This window comes from Myxococcus sp. SDU36, assembly GCF_030168875.1.
Lineage (GTDB): Bacteria > Myxococcota > Myxococcia > Myxococcales > Myxococcaceae > Myxococcus > Myxococcus vastator.
The window spans coordinates 608,715-629,476 of the sequence record NZ_CP077414.1 but is presented as its reverse complement, the minus strand read 5'-3'; the positions used below and the strand labels follow the sequence as shown (position 1 = coordinate 629,476).

16 protein-coding genes are annotated in these 20,762 nt (G+C 70.9%); 3 read left to right on the top strand and 13 right to left on the bottom strand.

The genetic code is table 11. The annotated features are described in order from the left end of the window. Positions 1-76: 76 nt before the first annotated feature. On the top strand, positions 77-1,450 hold the full coding sequence (locus tag KGD87_RS02585) for a hybrid sensor histidine kinase/response regulator (RefSeq protein ID WP_284665978.1): 1,374 nt from the start codon (positions 77-79) through the stop codon (positions 1,448-1,450). 11 nt (positions 1,451-1,461) lie between these two features. Here the strand turns inward: KGD87_RS02585 and KGD87_RS02580 are convergent, their stop codons facing one another. The 3 genes from KGD87_RS02580 to KGD87_RS02570 form a co-directional block, all read right to left on the bottom strand. Then, the gene (locus KGD87_RS02580) at positions 1,462-3,186 is read right to left on the bottom strand and encodes a TldD/PmbA family protein (protein WP_284665977.1); all 1,725 of its coding nucleotides are present in this window, start codon (positions 3,184-3,186) and stop codon (positions 1,462-1,464) included. Positions 3,187-3,316: 130 nt separating this feature from the next. Continuing rightward, the gene (locus KGD87_RS02575; RefSeq protein ID WP_284668757.1) at positions 3,317-4,636 is read right to left on the bottom strand and encodes a nucleotide sugar dehydrogenase; all 1,320 of its coding nucleotides are present in this window, start codon (positions 4,634-4,636) and stop codon (positions 3,317-3,319) included. Positions 4,637-4,703: 67 nt separating this feature from the next. Then, positions 4,704-6,695, bottom strand: a complete 1,992-nt coding sequence (locus tag KGD87_RS02570; protein ID WP_284668756.1) for an alginate lyase family protein — start codon at positions 6,693-6,695, stop codon at positions 4,704-4,706. A 359-nt stretch (positions 6,696-7,054) separates the two neighbouring features. Here KGD87_RS02570 and KGD87_RS02565 point away from each other — a divergent pair, with 359 nt between their 5' ends. Next, the gene (locus tag KGD87_RS02565) at positions 7,055-8,017 is read left to right on the top strand and encodes a sensor histidine kinase (RefSeq protein WP_284665976.1); all 963 of its coding nucleotides are present in this window, start codon (positions 7,055-7,057) and stop codon (positions 8,015-8,017) included. Positions 8,018-8,029: 12 nt separating this feature from the next. Here KGD87_RS02565 and KGD87_RS02560 read toward each other — a convergent pair whose 3' ends face one another. From KGD87_RS02560 to KGD87_RS02535, 6 genes are read right to left on the bottom strand one after another with little or no spacing between them, the layout of a single operon-like run. Beyond that, positions 8,030-10,576, bottom strand: coding sequence for a hybrid sensor histidine kinase/response regulator (locus KGD87_RS02560; protein ID WP_284665975.1), 2,547 nt, complete (start codon positions 10,574-10,576; stop codon positions 8,030-8,032). Positions 10,577-10,585: 9 nt separating this feature from the next. After that, positions 10,586-11,170, bottom strand: coding sequence for a chemotaxis protein CheW (locus KGD87_RS02555; RefSeq protein WP_163779932.1), 585 nt, complete (start codon positions 11,168-11,170; stop codon positions 10,586-10,588). Between the two features lie 4 nt (positions 11,171-11,174). After that, the gene (locus KGD87_RS02550) at positions 11,175-11,558 is read right to left on the bottom strand and encodes a response regulator (protein WP_163779934.1); all 384 of its coding nucleotides are present in this window, start codon (positions 11,556-11,558) and stop codon (positions 11,175-11,177) included. Next, entirely contained in the window at positions 11,555-13,171 is a 1,617-nt protein-coding gene (locus KGD87_RS02545; RefSeq protein WP_502887997.1) for a methyl-accepting chemotaxis protein, read from the bottom strand. The genes KGD87_RS02550 and KGD87_RS02545 overlap by 4 nt, the downstream gene beginning before the upstream one ends. A 21-nt stretch (positions 13,172-13,192) precedes the next feature. Then, positions 13,193-14,689, bottom strand: coding sequence for a CheR family methyltransferase (locus KGD87_RS02540; protein ID WP_284665973.1), 1,497 nt, complete (start codon positions 14,687-14,689; stop codon positions 13,193-13,195). Next, positions 14,686-15,252 carry a chemotaxis protein CheW gene (locus KGD87_RS02535; protein ID WP_284665972.1) on the bottom strand — a complete coding sequence of 189 codons (567 nt, stop codon included), beginning with the start codon at positions 15,250-15,252 and terminating at the stop codon, positions 14,686-14,688. Before KGD87_RS02535 ends, KGD87_RS02540 begins: the two co-directional genes overlap by 4 nt. 244 nt (positions 15,253-15,496) lie before the next feature. Here KGD87_RS02535 and KGD87_RS02530 point away from each other — a divergent pair, with 244 nt between their 5' ends. Continuing rightward, complete coding sequence (locus KGD87_RS02530) at positions 15,497-17,548, top strand: TonB family protein (RefSeq protein ID WP_284665971.1); 2,052 nt, start codon at positions 15,497-15,499, stop codon at positions 17,546-17,548. 38 nt (positions 17,549-17,586) lie between these two features. Here the strand turns inward: KGD87_RS02530 and KGD87_RS02525 are convergent, their stop codons facing one another. Genes KGD87_RS02525 through KGD87_RS02510 form a run of 4 tightly spaced genes read right to left on the bottom strand, consistent with a single transcriptional unit; the run spans position 17,587 to position 20,688 of the window. Then, positions 17,587-18,306 carry an HAD family hydrolase gene (locus tag KGD87_RS02525; RefSeq protein ID WP_163779944.1) on the bottom strand — a complete coding sequence of 240 codons (720 nt, stop codon included), beginning with the start codon at positions 18,304-18,306 and terminating at the stop codon, positions 17,587-17,589. 11 nt (positions 18,307-18,317) lie between these two features. Then, the gene (locus KGD87_RS02520) at positions 18,318-19,262 is read right to left on the bottom strand and encodes a myxosortase-dependent metalloprotease, MXAN_2677/MXAN_2678 family (RefSeq protein WP_502887996.1); all 945 of its coding nucleotides are present in this window, start codon (positions 19,260-19,262) and stop codon (positions 18,318-18,320) included. Next, on the bottom strand, positions 19,259-20,137 hold the full coding sequence (locus tag KGD87_RS02515; protein WP_284665969.1) for a myxosortase-dependent metalloprotease, MXAN_2677/MXAN_2678 family: 879 nt from the start codon (positions 20,135-20,137) through the stop codon (positions 19,259-19,261). The genes KGD87_RS02520 and KGD87_RS02515 overlap by 4 nt, the downstream gene beginning before the upstream one ends. Continuing rightward, positions 20,134-20,688, bottom strand: a complete 555-nt coding sequence (locus KGD87_RS02510) for a hypothetical protein (RefSeq protein WP_284665968.1) — start codon at positions 20,686-20,688, stop codon at positions 20,134-20,136. The genes KGD87_RS02515 and KGD87_RS02510 overlap by 4 nt, the downstream gene beginning before the upstream one ends. Positions 20,689-20,762 lie beyond the last annotated feature (74 nt).

Genomic DNA, 20,762 nt, shown 5'->3' with positions numbered 1-20,762 from the left:
GGCACGGATATATTTCTCACTGAGTGCGAAACTGGTAGCCGCGGGGCGTCGTCGGCCTCGGTTCGAGGGGCACACCATGGAGCAGGAGGACACGCCGAAGCCTCGGTCCGGCGCGACGTCGGACGGACAAACGCTGCTGGAGCGCATGCGGGCCTCGCTCGCCGCGCTGGAGGAGTTGGCGCCGCCAGCGCGCGCGGACCTTCCCGCGGACGTCCGGGCGGCACTCCAGCGTGAGACGGCCACCCTTCAGCAGGTGCGGGGTGAACTGGAAGCACTGCTGTCGCGGGAAGCCCTGACGCGTGAGGAACGGTCCGCCCGGCTGAGCATGGAGCAGGGGCGCGAGCAGCGGACGAATCCGCTCAACCTCCTCGCCGCGGGGGTGGCGCACGAAATCAACAACCCGCTCGCGTACACGATGGGGAACATCGAGTACCTGCGGCAGCGGCTTCCCTGCCACACCCTGCCCGCCCCGCTGGCCGACGAGTGCCAGCAGGTCCTGGAGGAGGCGCTGGAAGGCGCGCGGCACATCCGGCGCATCGTGGCGGACCTCCGCGCCCTCTCCCAGGGTGACACCCGCGCCGACGAGCCCGTGGACCTCCCGGCCGTCCTGGAGCGCACGCTGCGCATGGCGGCGACGCACCTGCGCCACCGGGCGCGCGTGGTGCGGGACTATGGGCCGGACGTGTCTCCCGTCCTGGGCACGCCCACCAAGCTGGGCCAGGTCGTCCTCAACCTGGTGGTCAACGCGGCGCAGGCCTTTCCCGAAGGGCGCGTCTCTGAGAATCAGCTGACGCTCTCCTTGCGCGAGGAGGCCGACGCGGTGGTCCTGTCCGTCGCCGACACCGGCCGGGGCATCCCGCCGGAGATACTCCCCCACGTCTTCAACCCCTTCTTCACCACGCGCGGCGAGGGCATGGGCATGGGGCTGCCCATCTGCCGCGAAATCGTCACGTCGCTGGGCGGAGACCTCCGCGTGCACAGCGAGCCCGGCAAGGGCACCACCGTGGAGGTGACGCTGCGGCGCGCCGCGCGGCCCGAGCCGAAGGTGGCCTCACGCGAAGCCGCGCCCACGCACCGCACCCGGCGCATCCTGGTGGTGGACGACGAGCCCCGGGTGGTGGACCTGCTCCGCCGCCTCATGCGCGGCCATGAGCTGGTCTCCGCGGCCAACGGCCGGGAAGCCCTGGAGCGGCTGCGCGCCACCCCAGACTTCGACGTCATCCTCTGTGACTTGATGATGCCGGAGCTGACCGGCATGGACGTCTACGAGACGGTGCGCGCGACGTGGCCGGGCCTTCACGAGCGCATCGTCTTCATGTCCGGCGGCGTCTTCTCGGTGGAGATGCAGCGCTTCCTCAAGCAGGTGAAGAACCCGCTGCTCACCAAGCCCTTCGAGCCCCAGCGGCTTCAGGGTGTGCTGGCGACCGCCCACGAGCGGCTGGGGCACTGAAGGCGCGAGCGCTACGGCTTCGCCGCCGGGGACTCCAGCGCCGCCGGGCTGGTGAGAATCGGCGGGCGGTCCTTCCCCTCCATGGTGCGCTGGAGCTCCAGCTCCTGGAGCAGCATGGCCGGCGCCACGGTGGACACCGGGACGTTGCCGCTCTCCGCGCCGCAGAAGCCGTTGAAGATGCCGGGCTTCTGCCCCGAGGCGAGGATGCGGTTCACCGCCGACAGCGGCGTGCCCACGATTTCCACGCCGCGCACCAGCGTCTCCTTCCCCGTCTTCACGTCCACCCGGTACACCATGCGCGGCACGCCCTTGAAGGCCTGGTAGCCGTAGCCGGACGTGTTGGTGTTGCCCCCGGTGATGTCGCGGATGATGAGGCCGAACGGCTTGCCCTGGCGCTTCGCCTCGGCAATCAGGCGCTTCTTCAGCTCCGCGTCGCTCACGCCATTCGTGCTCTCCACCAACAGGTTCGCCATGCGCGCCACCGGCTTCAGGTTGCCCTGACTGCGGCCATGGCCGTTCGACTGGAGGAAGCCCTCCACCGGCCGGCGCCCCTGGAGGTAGTTGCGCAGCACGCCCTTCTCCACCAGCGTCACCCGCTGGCCGCGCACGCCCTCCTCGTCGAAGAGGTAGTAGCCGTTGAGCGGCTCGTCCTGGAGCACGCGCCGCGTCGGGTCGTCGTGGATGGAGATGAACGCCGGCAGCACCTGCTTGCCCACCTGGCCCTTGAACGTCTTGCCCTCGTTGTCACCTTCCTGCCGGTCTCCCTCCAGCCGGTGGCCCACCGCTTCATGGAAGAGCACCCCGGCCGCCTCCGGCGCGAGGATGGCGGGGCCCGTGTACGGGTCGATGGCGGGCGCCGCGCGCAGGGCCAGCAGCTCCCGGATGACGTCATCCGCCGCCTTGTCCAGGCGCGCCGCGTCCGGCAGCTCCGCTTCGGTGGGCACGTAGAAGTTGCGTGAGTTGTCCAGCAGCTGCCCGTCCGGCGCGCGGGTGACGGCGGAGACATGCAGGCCGTACAGCGTCTCCTCGGTGATGATGCGGCTGCCTTCCGAGGACACGAACAGCCGCGTCACCTTGTCCTTGGTGACGCGCACCTCCGAGTCGAACAGCTCCGGGTGCGCGTTGAAGCGCGCCGACACGGCGCGGGCCACCTTCACCCAGCGCTCGCGGTCGAACGGCGCCTCCACCGGCGGCGCCACGTGCTTCACCGGCTTCTCGCGCGTGAAGGACGGCGGACGCTTCGGGTCTTCCACCGCGTAGACGTCCTCGCCCTTCTTCTTCAGGTACTGGAACAGCGCGGACTTGTACTTCTCATCGGTGATGAGCCACAGCGACGTGCGCAGCGCCAGCGGCGAGTCGTCCAGCGGGCCTTCCTTGCGCGACACGTAGCTGGTGCCCTTGGTCGAAAAGCTGAACTCCAGCCCCTCCGCCACCGAGCTGTCGAAGTCGTAGTCACCGACGCGCACGTCGACGTACAGCTTCCGCTCGCGGTAGCCGTCGTCCATGAACAGCGCCCCGTAGCGCGCGGAAATCGCGTGCTGTTCGTAGTCCTTGAGCTGGTAGCTCATGAAGTACGGGGGTTCGTGGTTCTGCATCTTCAGCTGCTGGTGGTTGCGCGCCAGCTCGGCGGACATCGCCTCGAGCAGCTTCACGCGCGCATCCGGCACGGGCGCCGCCGCCGTCAGCAGCGCCGAGAGTGCCAGCAAGGGAAACACGTTTTGGAGGAGGGGTTGCACGGCCCCGACACTAGCCCATCCCCTCCACGATACGAGCAGCTCCGCGCTGACGGACGCCGCGAAGGCGGAATCCGTGAACGAGAGGCCCCCCGCCCGGAGGGTCGGTTTCCGGGCGGGCGGCGAAGGACTGTCAGGCCTTCGTCACTTTCTCACGACCCTTGCTGACACCCTTGGTGGCGTTGCGCGTGTCGATGACGACCTTCGAGCGGTCCACCACCATGGCGTAGTCGATGTCCGAGTGGTCCGTGAGGATGAGGACCGCGTCGTACTGGCCCAGCGTCTCCGGCTTCAGCGGCACGGACTTCATCTCCATGTTGAAGCCATGGCCCTTGTGCAGCTCCGGGACGTACGGGTCGTGGTACGACAGGTCCGCGCCCTTCTCCGCCAGCAGCGTCAAGATGCGCAGCGACGGACTCTCACGCATGTCGTCGATGTCCTTCTTGTACGCCGCCCCCAGGCAGAGGACCTTCGCGCCGTTGAGCGTCTGCTTGTTCTTGTTCAGCGCCTCCATCGTGCGCTGCACCACGTAGTACGGCATCTGCCAGTTCACCTCGCCGGCCAGCTCGATGAACTTGGTGTGGAACTCGTACTCGCGCGCCTTCCACGTCAGGTAGAACGGGTCAATGGGGATGCAGTGCCCGCCGAGGCCCGGGCCCGGGTAGAAGGGCATGAAGCCGAAGGGCTTCGTGCTCGCCGCCTGGATGGCCTCCCACACGTCCACGCCCATGCGGTCGCAGAGCATCTTCATCTCATTGACCATGGCGATGTTGACGCAGCGGAAGATGTTCTCCAGCAGCTTGGTCAGCTCCGCCACGCGGGTGGAGGACACCGGCACCACTTCCTTCAGCGCGCTGCCGTAGAGCGCAGCGGCCACCTCGGAGCACGCGGGAGAGTAGCCACCGACGATTTTCGGAATCGTCTTGGTGTTGAAGCTCTTGTTGCCCGGGTCTTCACGCTCGGGGCTGAAGGCCAGGTAGAAGTCCTCGCCCGCCTTGAGGCCGTTCTTCTCCAGCAGCGGCTTGAGCACCTCCTCCGTCGTCCCCGGGTACGTGGTGGACTCCAGGATGAACAGCTGTCCCCGGCGCACGTGCGGCGCGAGCGCCTCTCCCGTCTGGATGATGTAGCTCATGTCCGGCTCACGCGACGCGGTGAGCGGCGTGGGCACGCAGATGATGACGCAGTCCATGTCCTTCGCCTTGGCGAAGTCCGTGGTGGCCTTCAGCTTCCCTGACTTGCTCAGCTCCGACAGCGGAGCGCTGGGGATGTGCTTGATGTAGCTCTCCCCCTTCTCAATCTTGTCAATCTTCCGCTTGTCGATGTCGAGCCCCATGACGGGGAAGCCCGCCTCCGCGAACGCCATGCCCAGCGGAAGACCGACGTAGCCAAGTCCGACCACACCCACCCTCGCGTCCCGCTTCTTGATGCGCTCCAGCAGCGGGCTGCTCACCATCACCCTCATCGTCCTCACCTCTCCTCATGCGACGTGCCGTCAAGACGGTCACATCCCGACCCGACACTCAGCGGAAAACGACCACCCACCTCAGCCACGCCGGAGGCGTCACCTGCCCCCGGAACTCCACCGCCAGCGACGGCACCACCCTCCCGTACCCTGGCGAATACTTCGACGGCACCAACCGCGCCGTCAGCCCCTGCTCCAGCACCACCCAGGCGAGCGGGGCCCCCTCCGGGCCCAGCTCCACCACGAGCGGCTCGAACGACACCGGCTCCTCCATCACACGACCCGCGCGTGACAGGACCTGCGCTTGAGGCGACACCACTCGCGCCTGTTCATCTGGCAGATGGAATCTGCCCACCACGTCATGCCGGCCCATGCCCACGAAGCGGTCACGTCCGGCCAGAGCGCGCTCGCCCCGGTCCAGCCGGAACGTGCGCTCGATTCCCACGGGCGCGGCCAGCCGGCGGTAGCCGTCATGCCGCACCAACAACCTGTCCACCGACTTCCCCGGCAGGAAGGCCACCACCCGCGCCCGAGCCTCCTCCGGCAGCGCGAACAACCGCGCCGCGTCCAGGGGCGCCTGCTCCGCGCCATCCACCTGCACCGTGTTGTGCGCGGCCGTCCCGCGGAACCAGTTCCGCAGCGCGGGCTCACGCGTATAGGTGCCGGTGCCCGGGTCCACGATGACGGGACGCCCGTCGACGTGGAGCTCGAAAGAAAGCTTGTCGTTGTGGCTGTGTCCCCCGACTCCGCCTTGTCCCTGCTTGCCGGCGCTGACAGTGATAACGACACCCGCGCCGCGCAAGATGTGAAAACCACCCTCCGGATAGCTCACCGACACGGGCTTGGGCGCGGGCGCGAGCGCGGCGAAACGCGCCTGCCCGGCGCGGCCCAGCAGCCACGCGGCCTCGTCCACGAACTCGCCGCCGCCCAGGCCCGCATCGCCGAAGAGCGCCGCGCCCAGGCCCACCAGATAGCCGTGCGCGTTGTCCTCGCGCTCGCGCAGCGGGACGACGCGGCCGGAATCGTTGTCGCCAATCTGCGGCGCCAGGCCCTGCTCGGAGCACCACGCGCGCACGGCGTGGAACATGCGACGCAGCCGGGACTCGTACCTGGGCCCCAATGGCACACCCGCGCCGCGCGCGGCGAGGTACGCCAGGGTGAACAGCTCCACCGACAGGCGATGATAGGGAATGGAGCCCTCGAAGGACGTGCCCTCGAGGTGCACCTGCTTCTCCATCTGTTCGCGCAGCCCCCCCACCGCCAGCGACACCTGCCGCGGCGCGCCCGGCAGCTCCGGGAAGAGCAGGCCCACCACCAACAGGCCCACGTAGTTGGAGACCAGGTGGTTGTTGGGCACCGCGCCGCGGTCCTCCAGGTGGGCCTCCACCCAGGCGGTGTGCTCGGCCAGCGCGCTCAGCACCGGCACCAGGAAGTCCGGCCGGGCCACCGCGGACGCGGCGGAGAACATGGCCAGCGCCTGCGCCAGGTTCGCGGCGCGCAGCGCCACCTCCATGGCGCACGCCCAGTGCACGCCCTGCCCCACGGGGTTCGCCTGGAGGAAGTCCAGCACCTGCGCCACGAAGGCCTCCGCCAGTCGCGCGCGCACGTCAGCGGCCGTCTCCACCCAGGAGCCCTGGCCCAGCGCCACGACGCTGTCGAGCCGGCCCATCACCCACGGATACTTTGGATCGCTCCCCGTCACGGCGAGCGACAGGCGCTCCACGGGCTCCACCGGATAGCGGTGGCCGCTCACCGGGTCCAAGGACCAGTCCACCGGACGGCCCTCGCCGAAAGCCACCGGAGTGCCGAAGACGTCCCACTCCTGGCGAAGCGCGGCCTGGGCACGGGCCCGCGCGCGCTCCAGGCCGCCGGGCACCGAGGCGAGCGCCTCCAGCACCGACGCCCGCTGGGAGACTTCACACCAGATGCGTGAGGTGCGCTGGCCCAGCGCCAGCTCCACCAGCTCCGCGCCATCCGCCGCCCCGTAGCACTCGAGGAGCTGCACCTCGTCCGCGCGCTCGCGCCGACGATAGAGCGCCTGCCGCGCCACACCCTGGACACGCCGCACCGCGCTGCGCGCCAGTGCGCCTGGTGCAAGTCGAGCGATCGCCGCGTAGTAATCGAGAGTCCCCATTCGCCCCTTCCGCCACCCGTGCCGGATGCCGTTAGCAAGTGCCTGGCCAGGGGCTGTTTCTCAGGAGTTGAGCGGGGTTGCGCGGCGGCTCCGTCCCCCCTGACGGTAAAAAGTGGGGGGATCACACGCCCTGAAGGGAAAAGGATTTCCGATTCGTGGCCGCCCGGCTCCCACCTTGAGCAGTGTTGCGGCGCGTGCGTGGCGTGCCCATACCTTCCCGCGTGCTGGCAGGTGCTTGGACGGGGTGGCGCATCGGCAACGAGTCCGATGCAGGGGTGGAACAGACGCTGGCGGCGGTCGCCGAGCGTGCCTTCCGCTGTGGTGCGCGTGCGGGCTTGGAGTCCCTGGTGCGCGAGGCCCAGCGGATGACGGGCGCTTCCGGAGCGGCCTTCTATGACGGGCGCGTCTGCGTCGCGGCGACGGGAGTCGTCACGGCCACGCGCGTCCGGGGAAGGGTGAGCCGTCGGCCGGCCCTGGTGGTGTGGCCCGAGCGGCCCACCGGCCGGGACGCGCGGGTGCTCGCGCGGCTGTCGGCGTTCGGCGCCGTGCTGCTCGCGGTGCATGCCCGCGAGTCGGACGCGGCGGCGCGGCACGTGCATCTGCTGAAGACGCAGCGGCGGTTGGAGCGGCAGGTGGTGAACCAGGAGCACCGGCGCTCCCGGGCTTCACACGACCTCAGGACACCATTGATGGTCATCAAGGGATACGTGGACATGATGCTGAAGGGAACGGCGGGCGGGCTGACGGCCCCCCTCCAGCGCTACCTGGAGCGGCTGCGCCGCTCGGCGGACGACCAGAGCGCCATCATCGAGCGCCGGCTGGCGAAGGTGCGGGACGAGGGCGTGGCGGACCTGCGCCCCATGCTGCGCACGGCCTTCATCCCCGCCGCGCGCGGCCAGCGCGGCGTGGACACGACGCTGACGCTTCCGGACCGGCCCGTGGCCCTCTCCGGCTCCCGGGATGACGTGGAGCTGCTGGTGCGCACGCTGGCCCGCGCGGTGGCGGCGTCGGGCGCGCCCGCCGCGGTGCGCGTGGAGGCCGTGGGGGACGCGGGCGTGTGGCAGCTGCGCGTCACCCTCCGGGGTGGCAAGGCGCTGCCGGACAAGACTGTCACGCTGCTGCGGCACCTGACGCAGCGGCTGCGGGGTGGCCTCTCGTCGCCGGAGGAGACCGGCAACGGCTGGGTGGTCCACCTGCCGGTGGACGACACCGTGCCCGTGGCGCCTCGCGACGCGTGAGGCGCGCCGCCGTCAGGACGCGGGGAGCAGTTGGCGCACCAGCTCCAGCAGGCGGCCTCGCTCCACCTCGCGCTTGACGAGGTACCCGTCCGCGCCCGCCTCCAGACCGGCGGCGCGGTCCTCGGGACTGTCGAGCGACGTCACCAGGATGATGGGCGTGCGGTGCAGCTGCGGGTGCGACTTGATTCGCCGCGCCAGCCCCACGCCGTCCAGCCGGGGCATCTGCCAGTCGCTGACCACCAGCTGGCAGGGCGTGCGCTCCAGGATGCCCCACGCCTCTTCACCATCCGCCGCCGTCACCACCGGGTAGCCGGCAATCTCCAGCAGCGACTTCATGGCGAAGCGCGTGGTGAGCGCGTCATCACACACGAGGATGCGGGGCCGCGTCGTCTCACGCGCCACCGAGCGCGTCTCCGGCCGCGCCGCGCGCACCAGCTCCGCCGCGTTGAGCACCGGCACCACGCGGCCGTCATCCAGCACCGCCGCGCCCGCCAGGTGCCGCACGCCCTTGAGGTGACGCCCCAGCGAGCGGACGACAATCTCCTGCTGCCCCACCACCTCGTCGATGGCGTACAGCACCTTGTCCTCGCCCACCGTCAGCAGCGCGGCGGCCTGCACCTTGCCGGAGTCCAGCGCCAGCGGCAGCCGGGGCAGGCCAATGGCCTCCGCCAGCGGCAGGAACGTGAGCTGCTCCCCGTCCAGGCGCGCCACCACGCGGCCCGCGACGGTGCCCACGTCATCCGGGTTCAGCCGGAGGATGCGATTCACGCTGTCGGAGGGAATGGCGGACACCGTGGTGCCCGTGCGCACGAGCAACCCCAGCGCCGCGGCCAGCGTCAGCGGCAGGTCCACGGTGAAGCGCGTTCCCTGCCCCGCCGTGAAGGCCACGTCCACCGAGCCCTGGAGCCGCTGCGCCGTCGCCTGCACCACGTCCAGGCCCACGCCCCGCCCGGACGTCGACGTCACCTGCTCCCGCGTGGAGAAGCCCGGCTGGAAGATGAGGCGCGCCGCCTGCGCGTCCGACAGCTTCTCCGCCTCGTCGGCCGGCAGCAGTCCCCGCCGCACCGCCGTGGCGCGCACCCGGCTGGGTGACAAGCCGGAGCCGTCATCCTCCACCACCACCGCGATGCGCGGGCCCCGGGGCTCCACCCGCACCGTCAGGCGTCCCGCCTCGGGCTTGCCCGCGGCCCGCCGCTCCTCGGTGGACTCCAGGCCATGGTCAATGGCGTTGCGCACCAGGTGCAGCAGCGGGTCCTTCAGCGCGTCGAGGATGCGCCGGTCCAGCCGGACCTCGCCGCCCGTCAGCTCCAGCGTCACCTGCTTGTCCAGCCGCGCGGACGTCTCGCGCACGGTGCGCCGCAGCGGCTCCAGCACCTGCGAGGCCGGCACCATGCGCAGGTCGCGCAGGTCATCGCGCGCCACCTGGGCCACCAGCGTGAGCTGCTCACCGTCGCGGTGGGATTCCTTGGTCAGCTCCAGGAGCTGCTTCTGCAGCCCGCGCATCTGCGTCACGCCCGCGCGGAGCGGCTCCAGCGCGGGACCGCCGCCCGCCATCGCGAGCTGCGACGACGCGCGCTCCAGGTGCATCAGCACCTCGCGCATGCCGTCCATCAACACGCGGTGCGCCGCGCCCCGCCGCGTCTGCTGCGCGCGCCCGGCCAGGAGCAGCTCCACCTGAAGCGCGATGGACTCCAACGTCTTCACCGACACGCGCACCGTCTGGTCCGCCGGTCCACGGGACTCCGGCGTGGCCACCGCGGCCGGGGCCCCCTGCGCCGCCGCGCCTTCCACGGGCGCGGGGGACGGCGACTCGCGCAGCGCATGGACGGCGCGCGCCACCGCCCCTGCCCCACCCGCCGCCTCCAACGCCGTCCGCAGCTCCACCAGCGTGCCAGCCACGTCCGCAGCGGCCCGCCCCGCGGAGTCACCGCCCGGCTCCATGCGCGTGAAGCCCAGCGCCGCGGCCTCCGCCAGCGTGGCCACCTTCTGCGCTCCGGCGGACTCGGCGGACGCCTTCAACGTGCGGGCCCGCTCCACCGCCGTGCGCACCACCGCGGCCCGGTCCGGCACGTCCGGCGAGCACAGCGCGCTCAGCCCCGCCTCGAGGAGGTCCAGCACCTCCAGCCCCTGCGCGGCCGCGCCCGAGGCCGCCGTCTGGGGGACGGCCTCCGCGGACTCGTGCCCCAGGGCGGCCAGCAGCGAGGACAGGCCTTCCACCGCGGGGGACTGGCCGGCGTCGCCACGGGCCATGGCGCCTTCGATGGCGGAGAGGCCGCGCAGCATGGCCTCCACCAGGTCGCGGGGCAGCCGCTCCTCCTGATTGAAGGTGGCCAGCCCGTCTTCGATGGCGTGCACCACCTGCTCGATGTCGTCCAGGCCCAGGCTGGCCGCGGAGCCCTTGAGGCTGTGGACCAGCCGCTTGAGCGACGGGAGCAGGTCCGGCTCACGCCCCTGCGCCGGGCCCTCCAGCCCCAACACCTTCGACCCGATGGCTTGAATCTGCTCGCGCGTCTCCGCGGAGAACACCGGCCAGATGCTGCGCAAGAGCTGAGGATCCATGGCGCGTGCCTACTCCCCTTCGGGCCGCGTGGCGGACGGGCCCCCGAGCTGCTCCAGGTCCAACACGGTCAGCCGGTCCGGCGTGAGGAACAAGAAGGGCCCGGGCGGAGGCTGGGACAGCTCCCCCTTCGGCAACTCCTTGCGCCCCTCGACGGACTCCGCCGCCAGCCCGAACCCCTCTTCGCTGTCATCCGCCTCGACCACCACCACCTTGCCGAGGTCCGACATGCCGCCGCCCTCCAGCCCCAGGAGCTGGCGCAGGTCCAACACCGGCACCACGCGCGAGCGGCTCACCAGCGCCCCCAACACATGCCGGGGAGCCCCGGGCAGCGAGGCGATGCCGCGCGCTTCAATCACGTGGTCCACGTGCTCGATTCGCACCGCATAGCGCTCGCCGCCCACTGTGAAGGCCAGCACGGAGAGCACCTCCTGGCGCTCCTCGTGGCGGGATTCGGCCAGGGCCCGGGCCCGGGCGCTCAGCACCTCGCGCCGCTTCTCCGGGCTCACACCCTGCTTGCCGTCCAGCAGCGCGTGCGCCTCGGTGAGCTGGCGTCGCAGCCCGGCGTAATCCATCTTGGCGTCGTCCTTCGACATGCGCTCAGTACCGGGTCGCGGGCAGCTTCAGGATGTCGCGCACCTTCGAACGAAGGTCGTCCACGGACACCGGCTTGTTGAGGAAGGCGCTGGCACCCACCAGCTTGCCCTTCTGCCGGCTCGCGTCGTCCTTCAGCGAGGTGAGCATCATGAAAGGGGTGTCGTGAAGCTGCCGGTCCGCGCGGACCGCCGCGCACAGCGCGAAGCCGTCCATCTCCGGCATCTGCACGTCGGAGATGATGAGGTCCGGCTTGAGCTCCCGCGCCTTGGTCAATCCAATCGCGCCATTCGGAGCGTCGAAGAACTCCAGCCCCCACCCCATCAGGTACACCTGAAGGAGGTTGGTGATGGTCTTCGTGTCTTCGACGATGAGCACCTTTGCGTTCATAACTGGTACCTACCCACCAGGTCCGAGAACCGTTTCGAGAGATTGGTCAGGTTGCCTGACACCTGTTCGATGCGCCGGGTGCTCTCCACCGAGTCTCCCATGGCGGACGTCAGCTCGCTCATGGCCGTGGAGATCTGCTCCACGCCAATGGTCTGCTGACGCGTGTTGCCGGCAATCTGCCGCGCCGCGCCTGACGACTCGCGGATGACCTCCGACAGGCCCAGGATGGTCGTCCCCGCCTCGCGCGCCAGCTCCATGGCCGCCTGCGCCCGGCGGCTGCCTTCCTCCGTGGCGCTGACCGCCTGCCGCGTCCCCTTCTGCACCTCGTTGAGCAGGCCGCGCACCTGCTCCGCGGCGATGCGGGACTGCTCCGCCAGCGTGCGCATCTCCGTGGCGACCACCGCGAAGCCCCGGCCCTGCTCTCCGGCCTTGGCCGCCTCGATGGAGGCATTGAGCGCCAGCAGGTTGGACTGCTCGGCCACGTCCTTCACCGTGCCGATGATGTCGCCAATCTGCATCGTGCGCTCACTGAGGTCGGTGATGGACAGGGCAATGGCCTTCACCTGTTCGCCCAGGTTCTCCATGCCCAAGACGCTCTCGCTGACGACCTTCTGCCCCTCCGCGCTGAGGGCCTCGGACTTCTGCGTCTGGGAGATGACCGAGTCCGCGTAGGCCGTGGCCTGCTTGGACGTCTGGGCAATCTCCGCCACCGTGGTGCTCGTCTCATTGATGGCGGAGGCCTGCTGGTGGGCCATGGCCGACTGCTGGGTGGAGGTGGCCAGCACGCCCGCCGCCTCGCGCTCCATCTCCGCCGCCGCGCTCCGCAGGTCCTGCAGCAGGTGGGAGAGCGCGTCCGTCATCACCGCGAAGCTGCGCGCCACGTCGCCAATCTCATCCGAGCCCTGGAGGTCCAACTGCTGGCGCAAATCCCCCGCCGCGATGCCCGCCGCCGCGCGCGCCAGCCGCTCCAGCGGCACCACGAGCATCCCGGACACAATCCATGCCGCCACCAGGCAGGCCACCAGCACGAGCAGGCTGATGATGGCCGTGAAGCGCGTGGCCTCCCGCAGCGTCTGGCTCAGCCCCTCCTCATGGAGCGCCAGTTGGAGGGTGCCCAGGTGCGCGGTGGAGCCGGCCGCGAGCACGGGCGTCGTCGTCTCCACCAGGCCCGTGCCCTTCACGGACCTGCGGCGGAGCACCGAGGCATCGCCTTCGACGGAGGCCGGAGCCTGCGCCTCGCCGACGTAGCGCTCCGCCGCGGACTCGCCCAGGAGGACGCCGTCCGCGTCATGGACGCGGACATAGGCGACCTCGGGGCCCAGGCTCAGCGCGCCCTGCACCAGTTCCTGGAGCCGCTCCGGGTCGCGCCTCGCGCCCAGCATGGGCGTCAGCGTCTTCGCCAGCTCCACGCTCACCGAGCTGGCGCGGCGGGACAGGTCATTGCGAAGCGCATCGCCCATCTGCATCCACGTCGTGGTGATGAGGATGACGGCCACCAGCCCCCCCGTCGCCCCGGTGAGCGCGAGGATCTTCATTCGCAGACTGAGCCTGCTCCCCGGCGCGCGGCCCGGCGGTGTCAGGTGCGTCTCTTTGACGTCCACGTTGCCTCCCACCTCGTGCGGAGCGCGCGCCTCTCAGCGCACGCCATGCCAGCCAGCCTGCTCGACTGGCGCCAGGGCCTGCCTCAGGCCGCCGGCCGTCATCGTCTCCACCCCACGCAGCGGGTGCTCATCATCCAGTCCGTCCAGCGCGCGCAGGGCGTTCTGCCGCGCACGCTCCGCGTCCTCGCGCCGCTCCATCCGCCCGTAGAGGGCCACCAGCGTGGCGTGCCCCTGCGCCAGCCGGGGCTCCAGGTACAGCGCCTTGCGGATCGCCTCCACCGCCCCGTTCAGGTCGCCACGAACCTCGGCCACCATGGAGAGCAGCAGGTACGCCTCGGGGACCAGCGCCTTCGCGGCCTCGCGCGCCAGCGCCTCCGCCGCCTCGAAGTGGCCCGCGCGCGCGGCGATGATGGCGCGCTCCAGGGGAGGGCCCTCCACGGCAACAGGCGCGTCCACGGCCACGGGCCGCGGTACGGCCAGAGCTGCGGAGGCTGGCGTGGACGCGGCCCACTCAGGACGCGACGCCCCGGGCACGCCCAGGGACGTGCCGAACGTCAGCGGCCCGCCCTCCGTGGACGGCGTCGCGCCCCGGGTCGGCACGCGCGCGCGGCGCGCCCTTGAAGCGTCCAGCGCCTGAGCCCACCCGGCTGGAGGCACCGCCGAGGCCACCTGATTGCGGCCCGCCCCCAGGCGAGGAAGCCGCGCCTCGGACGCCACGGCGCGAGGAGCGCCCGGCACCGGGAGCCGAAGCGCCACGCTGCCCTCGGCGTCCACCGTCTCCAGGCCCAGGCCATTGGTGAGCGGCACCTCCGCCGGAGAGACGAAGAGCAGCCCACCGGGAGCCAGCGCGGCGATGAAGCGCTTCAGCACCTCCCGCGCCAGCTCGGTCGGGAAGTAGATGAGCACGTTGCGGCAGAAGATGGCGCCCAGGCCCATGAAGGGCGGCGGGTCCACGGCCAGGTTGTGGCGCCGGAACTCCACGGCGCGCCGGACCTGGGGGATGACGGAGGAGTCGTCGCCGCTGGCGACCAGGAACCGCTGCTCCTGCTCCGGCTCGATGCGGCGCAGGGACCATGGGCCGTACACGCCCTCCCGCGCGCGCTGGAGCGCCCGCTCCGACACGTCCGTCGCCAGCACGCGGAAGCGGCCTTCGGGCAGCCCCTCCGCCAGCAGGGCCATGGCGATGCTGTAGGGCTCCTCGCCGCTGGCGCAGCCCGCGCTCCACACCTGGAAGCACGGGGCCGGGTGCGTCTGGGCCAGGCGCGCCAGCGTGCGCAGGTGCTCCGGGTGACGGAAGAAGTACGTCTCGCCGATGACGGCGTGCTCGATGAAGCACTCCACCGCCGCGGCCTCGCGCACCAGCAGCTTGCGCAGGAAGGCGTCGGGCGCCAGGCCTCGCGAACGCGCGGCACGGCCCAACGCCGTCTCCAGCGAGCGGCGCAGGCTGCGCGCCAACGTCACCCCGCAGGCCGTCTGGAGGACGTCCTCGACCCGGGCCAGCGTCGCGTCGTCGAGCACCCCCTCGCTCACGGCGCCTCCGGCCCCACGAGCACCGCGGACGTCCGAAGCAACGGGCGCACGCCCTCAGGCGTCCGGCACAGGCCCGCCATCAGCCCGCTGGCATCCCACGGCAGCGGCGACGCCCCATCCGGCGTCCCGTCCACCAGCACCGGGGACTCCACCAGGTCGCGCACGCGGTCCACCAGCACGGCCACCGTGCGCGCGCCGCCACCGCAGACCACCAGGTGCGCATCCAGGGAGGCCTCCCGCTTCACCCCCAGGAGCGCCGCCAGGTCCACGACGACGGCCGGACTGCCCCGGTAGACGAACGTCCCCGCCACGTGCGCGGGCGCCCCGGGCAGCGGCTCCAACTCCACTAGCCGCACCACCTCCTGCACCGTCTCCGCGTCCATCAGCGCGCTGGTACCCGCCGCGTCCACCGCCAGGTACAGGCCCGGCAGTCGCAGCTCACCCGCCAGCGACGCCAGCTCCTGGCGCAGCTGGGCCTGCTCCGTCTCGAGCTGACCCAGCCGCTCCTCGACGGAGAGGCGGCGCGACTGCGCGGCCATGGAATTATCTGCTGTGTCTGCCATCAGGGGAACTCCCGCCTGTCACTGAAGCGCGGGATTGGAGCACGCTAGTCTGCCAGACAAAGAAGCGTCAATGCGGGCTAACCGGCATTCACTCTCACACGAATGACGGGTGATGGCGGCAACGGAAGGCATCAGACGTGCTGGATCGGACAACCCCCTGGTGCGAAGCGCGCGGCAGGTATGGTTTGATGAAGTGCGGCGACACTTCTGGAGAACCGATGTTGCTTGCTGTCTGGGGCTACGAATGATCAAGGGCGACTCGCCGAATCCCGAGGCACCCACTGGAACGGGCGCGGATCCGCTCATCGGGCGGACCCTGAACGGCCGCTTCAGCATCCTGGAACCGTTGGGCATCGGGGGCATGGGCCGGGTCTACCGGGCCCTGCAGGCACCGCTCGAGCGCGTGGTGGCGATCAAGGTGCTCAACCCCAGCTTCCCCAGCAGCCGGGACCCTGGCTTCCAGAAGCGCTTCCTGCGCGAGGCGTCGCTGACGTCCAAACTGCGCCATCCCAACACCGTCACCGTCATCGACTACGGGCAGACGGACGACGGCATCTTCTTCATCGCCATGGAGTACCTGGACGGCCGCACGCTGGCCCAGGTGCTGGGGCAGGTCGGCCCCCTGTCGTGGTCCCGCGCCATCTCCGTCACCCAGCAGATCTGCCGCTCGCTGCGCGAGGCGCACAGCCAGGGCATCATCCACCGCGACCTGAAGCCCGCCAACATCATGCTCCTCAACGAGCAGGATCAGGATCTGGTCAAGGTGCTGGACTTCGGCCTGGTGAAGTCGGTGGCGGCGCCCCAGGAGGGGCAGCTCTCCCCCGAAATCACCCAGAACGGCACGTTCCTGGGGTCGCCGCAGTACATGGCGCCCGAGCAGGCGCGCAACGCCACTGACGCGCGCAGCGACGTGTACTCGCTGGGCATCGTGCTCTTCCAGATGCTGATGGGGCGTCCGCCGTTCATCGCGCGCGACCATATCGAGCTCATCTTCGCCCACTACAAGGAAGCCCCGCCGACCTTCCAGCAGGTGCGCCCGGACCTCCACATCCCGCCGGAAATCGAGGCGGTGGTGCGGCGCTGCCTGGAGAAGGACCCGGCGCGGCGCTACCAGACGATGGACGAGTTGCTGGAGGGCCTGCGCGAGGCGAGCATGGCCGCGGGCGGAAACAGCGGCATCTTCAAGCGGCCCGGCGGCGCGACGACGACGGGCCCCTACCCGTCCCCCGCGCTGTTCTCCAACGTGGGCAACAACACCGAGTCCGGTGACACGCTGGCGGTGGACATCAGCGTGGAGGTGCCCAGGGACGTCGAGCGCGCCCGGCAGCGCACGCTGCTGACGGGCGGCCTGGGCGGCCTCGTCGTGGCGGCCCTCATCGCGGGCGGCGCGGTGTTCTTCATGGCCAACAAGGAAGCGGCACCGCCGGCCCCCGCGCCGCAGGCGGAGGCCCCGGCGCCCGTCGCCGCCGCGCCCGCCGCGGAGCCGGCCCCCGAGCCCGCTGCCGCCGCCAACGCGAGCAAGGTCCGCTTCAAGCTGATGAGCCAGCCCTCCGGCGCCCGCGTCTTCTACCGGGGCAAGGAGCGAGGCGTCACGCCCCTCACCCTGGAGATTCCGGCGGGACAGGATGGCTCCGTCACGGTGGAGTTGACCTTCGCGATGGAGGGCTACCAGATGGAGACCGTCGTCACGGGCGGCACGGGCGAGGTGGTGCTGTCGCAGAAGCTCCAGAAGCGTCGGGGCGGCGGCCGGCACGTCGGGGTGGCCTCCGTGAGCGCGGATGAGACGGCGGAGGAAGTCGAGGAGCCGGTGGCCACACCGGGCGGCATGTCCGCGCCGGTGCTGCTCGCCCCCACGGCCTCGCCCGCCGCGGAGCTCCCCATCGCGGCGGCCGTGGGAGGCGCCGCGGCCTCGACAGCCGACGCGGCTCCCGCCAAGGGCTCGGCGACCGGGCTGGCGCTGCCGGTCCTCTCCAACGCGGCGGTGGCCTCCGCGCGTGGCGACGTGCTCCCCTACAATGAGGACATGCCTCGCCCGGAGATGATCGGCCAGGGCAAGGACATCATCTACACGCGCGAAGCGATGGCCGCGAAGTCGAGCGGCGTGATGATTGTCCGCTGCACCATCACCCAGCAGGGCCGCGTGGAGAAGTGCCGGACCATCAAGGCCGTGGCCCACATGGAGCGCGTGGTGCTGGAGGCGCTCGCGTCCCGCACCTACAAGCCCATCGTCTACAAGGGCTACCCGGTGAACGTGGACTACACCTTCAGCATGCGCCTGGTGGCACCGCGCCGCTGAGGAGGCCTCGCGGACGTCCCCGCCGGACCCGGTGCGAATCAGGGTCCGGTGGACGGCACCACGGGCGGCGCGGGCGGAACGGCCGGCACGGCGCCGCCGGGTGGTACGCCCCAGTCCACCACCGGCCAGCCCCGCTTCCGGGCGTGGCGGCGCAGCCGGTGGTCGGGGTGGACGGCCACGGGCCGCCCCACCACCTCCATCACCGACAGGTCTGAATACGAATCGGTGTAGAAGGCGCACGCCGACAGGGCCACGCCCGCCTCGCGCACGTAGGCCTCGGCGCAGACGCGCTTGCCCTGACCGAAGCAGATGGTGCCCAGGGCGCGGCCGGTGTGGAGGCCCGCGCCGTCGACCTCGAAGCGGTTGCACAGCACCGCGTCCAGTCCCAGCTCCCGCGCCACCAGCTCCGACAGATAGCCCGTGGACGACGTCAGCAGGACGAGCCGCTCCCCGGCGCGCCGGTGCGCGTCCAGCACGGCCCAGGCGCCGGGCCGGTAGAGCGGCCGCACCTGCTCCTCGTAGAACACGGCGGTGCGCTCCTGGAGCGGCTTCGCGGGGGTTCCGGCGAGCTGGGCAATGGCGCGCGCCACGGCGTCCTGCATGGACACGAAGCCCAGGTGGTAGCGGGCAATCCAGAGGCTGGCGCGCAGCGCCTGGAAGCGGGAGATGTGCCCCAGCTCGAGCTCGCGGCGAATCCACAGCGAGCCCGAGTTGGCGGCGATGAGCGTCTTGTCCAGGTCGAAGAATGCGACGGCCACGCCAGGCCCCCCTAATCCCGCCGGAGGAACGCCGCGGCGCGGACCGCGCGCCGCCGCACACGCGTCAGGATGAGCGCGACCAGCCCCAGCGCCACCGGTCCCGGCGCCGCCGCGCAGCCGCTGCCCCGTCCGTCCGCCCTCAACGCGAACCCCGCGCCCTCCCGCACGAAGCACTGCGTGGGCGGCAGGTGACGCGGGTAGATGTCACAGAACCCGGCGGCCGACCCCGAGTCGATGACGCGCTTGCGCGTCTCCCCCGGCGGCGCGGTGGCCTCCATGGTGGCGCCCGGGACGAAGACATGGTCCAGCCCCACCACGTGGCCAATCTCGTGCGTCATGGTGTTCTGGAGGTCCGTGGCCACGCAGTCCACCGAAGGCTCGCCTTCACACACCGGCGAGTCCACCGTGGTGAAGAGGAAGCTGTAGCCCCCCGCCGGCTGGGACGCGTTCAGCTCGATGTCCGAGTCCAACACCCGCCCGTCCCGATAGGAGAACGTGGACGTGGTGAGGCCAATCGTGCCGGACCCATGCTCCCAGCAGCGGTAGGCGTTGCCGCAGCTCTCCTCGGTCCAGCACGCATCATCCGCCGGGGCGACCTCGTGGCACGCCGTCTCCCGGAACGTGATGATGTTGTAGTTCTCCCGGGGGCGCGTCTCGTCGTAGCCCACCGCGATGGGCGCTCGCCAGTCCTCGCCCCGGGTGAACCGGTAGTCGCTGCACCCCTCGGAGACGCGCCGCCACGAGTCGAAGGACGCCTCGATGGCCGCCACCTCGGAGTCCCCCGGCGTGCGCGAGCTGCCCGCCGCGTCCAGGTGGTAGACGTACTCACGCACCGGCCATAGCAGGCACAGCGGGTGCCCGGGCACGAGGGTGCGGCGATAGGACGGCTCCTCGCCCTGCTGCGCCTGGGCGGAGGTGGCCAGACACGCGGCCGCGAGCACCAGCGCCTTTCTCACCGGACCGCCTCCTCGTGACGACGGCGGCGCGCCAGCCACAGCGACCAGACGGCCACCAGGGACAGCGCCCCACCCGGGCCCGCCGCGGAGCAACCTCCGGCCTTGGGCCCCAGGTCGATGGAGGTCACCGGATGGAAGCACGACTGGCTGGCCTGTCCCCGAGGGTAGGCGTCACAGACGAAGCCGCGCGAGCCCGAGTCCACCACGCGCTTGGACACCTCGCCCGGCGGCGCGCTGGGATTCATGGTGGAGCCGCTGGCGCGCGTGTGGTCCAGGCCAATGAGGTGGCCGACCTCGTGCGTCGCGGTGTTTTGCACGTCGGTGGCCACGCAGTGGGTCGTCGTCGGGGGGAAGCACGTCGCCGTCGTGAAGGAGAAGCGCGCCGCGTTGAAGGAGATGTCCGAGTCGTAGATGATGCCCGAGCGCTCGTCGTACGTGGTGAGGGTGATGGCGATGGTGTTGTCGTCGTCATCCCAGCAGTCATACGTGTTGGCGCACGTGTCGTCGTCCCAGCACGCCTCACTCTCGGGCACCACGGTGTTGCAGTCCCGGGTGCGGAACAGCACCAGGTTGGTGTTGTCCCCCTGGCGCCGGTAGCCCACCTGGCGCTCGTCCACGCGCGGGCCCTCCACCAACGTGAGGTTCCCGCACTCGGCGAAGATGTCCTGCCAGCTCTGGAACGAGGCGCGAATCGCGTCGAACTCGGAGTCTCCCGCCGTGTCCGGGTTGCCGTAGGTGCTCTGATTCCAGACGACCCGCTGGGACGTCCAGTAGAGGCACTGCGTGCCCGTGTCACCCGCATCGACACGGCTGCGGACGTAGGGGTCCGTCTGGCCCAGCGCCATGGCCAGGAGCAGGGGCGCGAGCGGCATCACGGCGTCTGCTCCCCAAGGGCTTCACGGATGGCGGCCTTCAGCTCCACCAGCGTCATGGACTGGAGCGCGGACGCAGCCGGCTTGCGGGTGACGGGGTCCAGCAGCTGCGACTCGGTGGGCTCCGGGACGGCCAGCGCCGTCTTGCCCTCGCGCTTCACCTGGAACTTGCCCTGCGCCATGTCGGACACGCGGAAGGCCCGCGGGCCGCGCTTCTGCAGGAAGACCACCACCTCCTCGCCCGGCGTGAAGGACGCCAGGCCGTGCACCACCTGGCCGATGTCCCCCATGCGGCCGCCGGGCTGGGTGACGAGCACCGTGCTCCCAGGCTGGCCCTTGAGCGACTCCGTCACCTGGATTTCGACATCGGTGAGGATGCGCATCTTGTCGCCGCTCCAGCGGCTCTCCACGCGCCGGACGACGCCGTGGACCACGGTGTCCGCGCCTACCGCGAGCCCGGACAGGTCCACGCGGAGCTGGGTGGTGGCGGCCGCGGGCACGCCCACCAGGAGGACAGCCAGGAGCAACGTGCGAACTACCTGACGAATCGACATACGAGTTCTCCCTGGCCATCCAACTTACTCCAGGAATGCCCCTCCGCGTTGACCCTCCATCGTCGCCCTGCTAA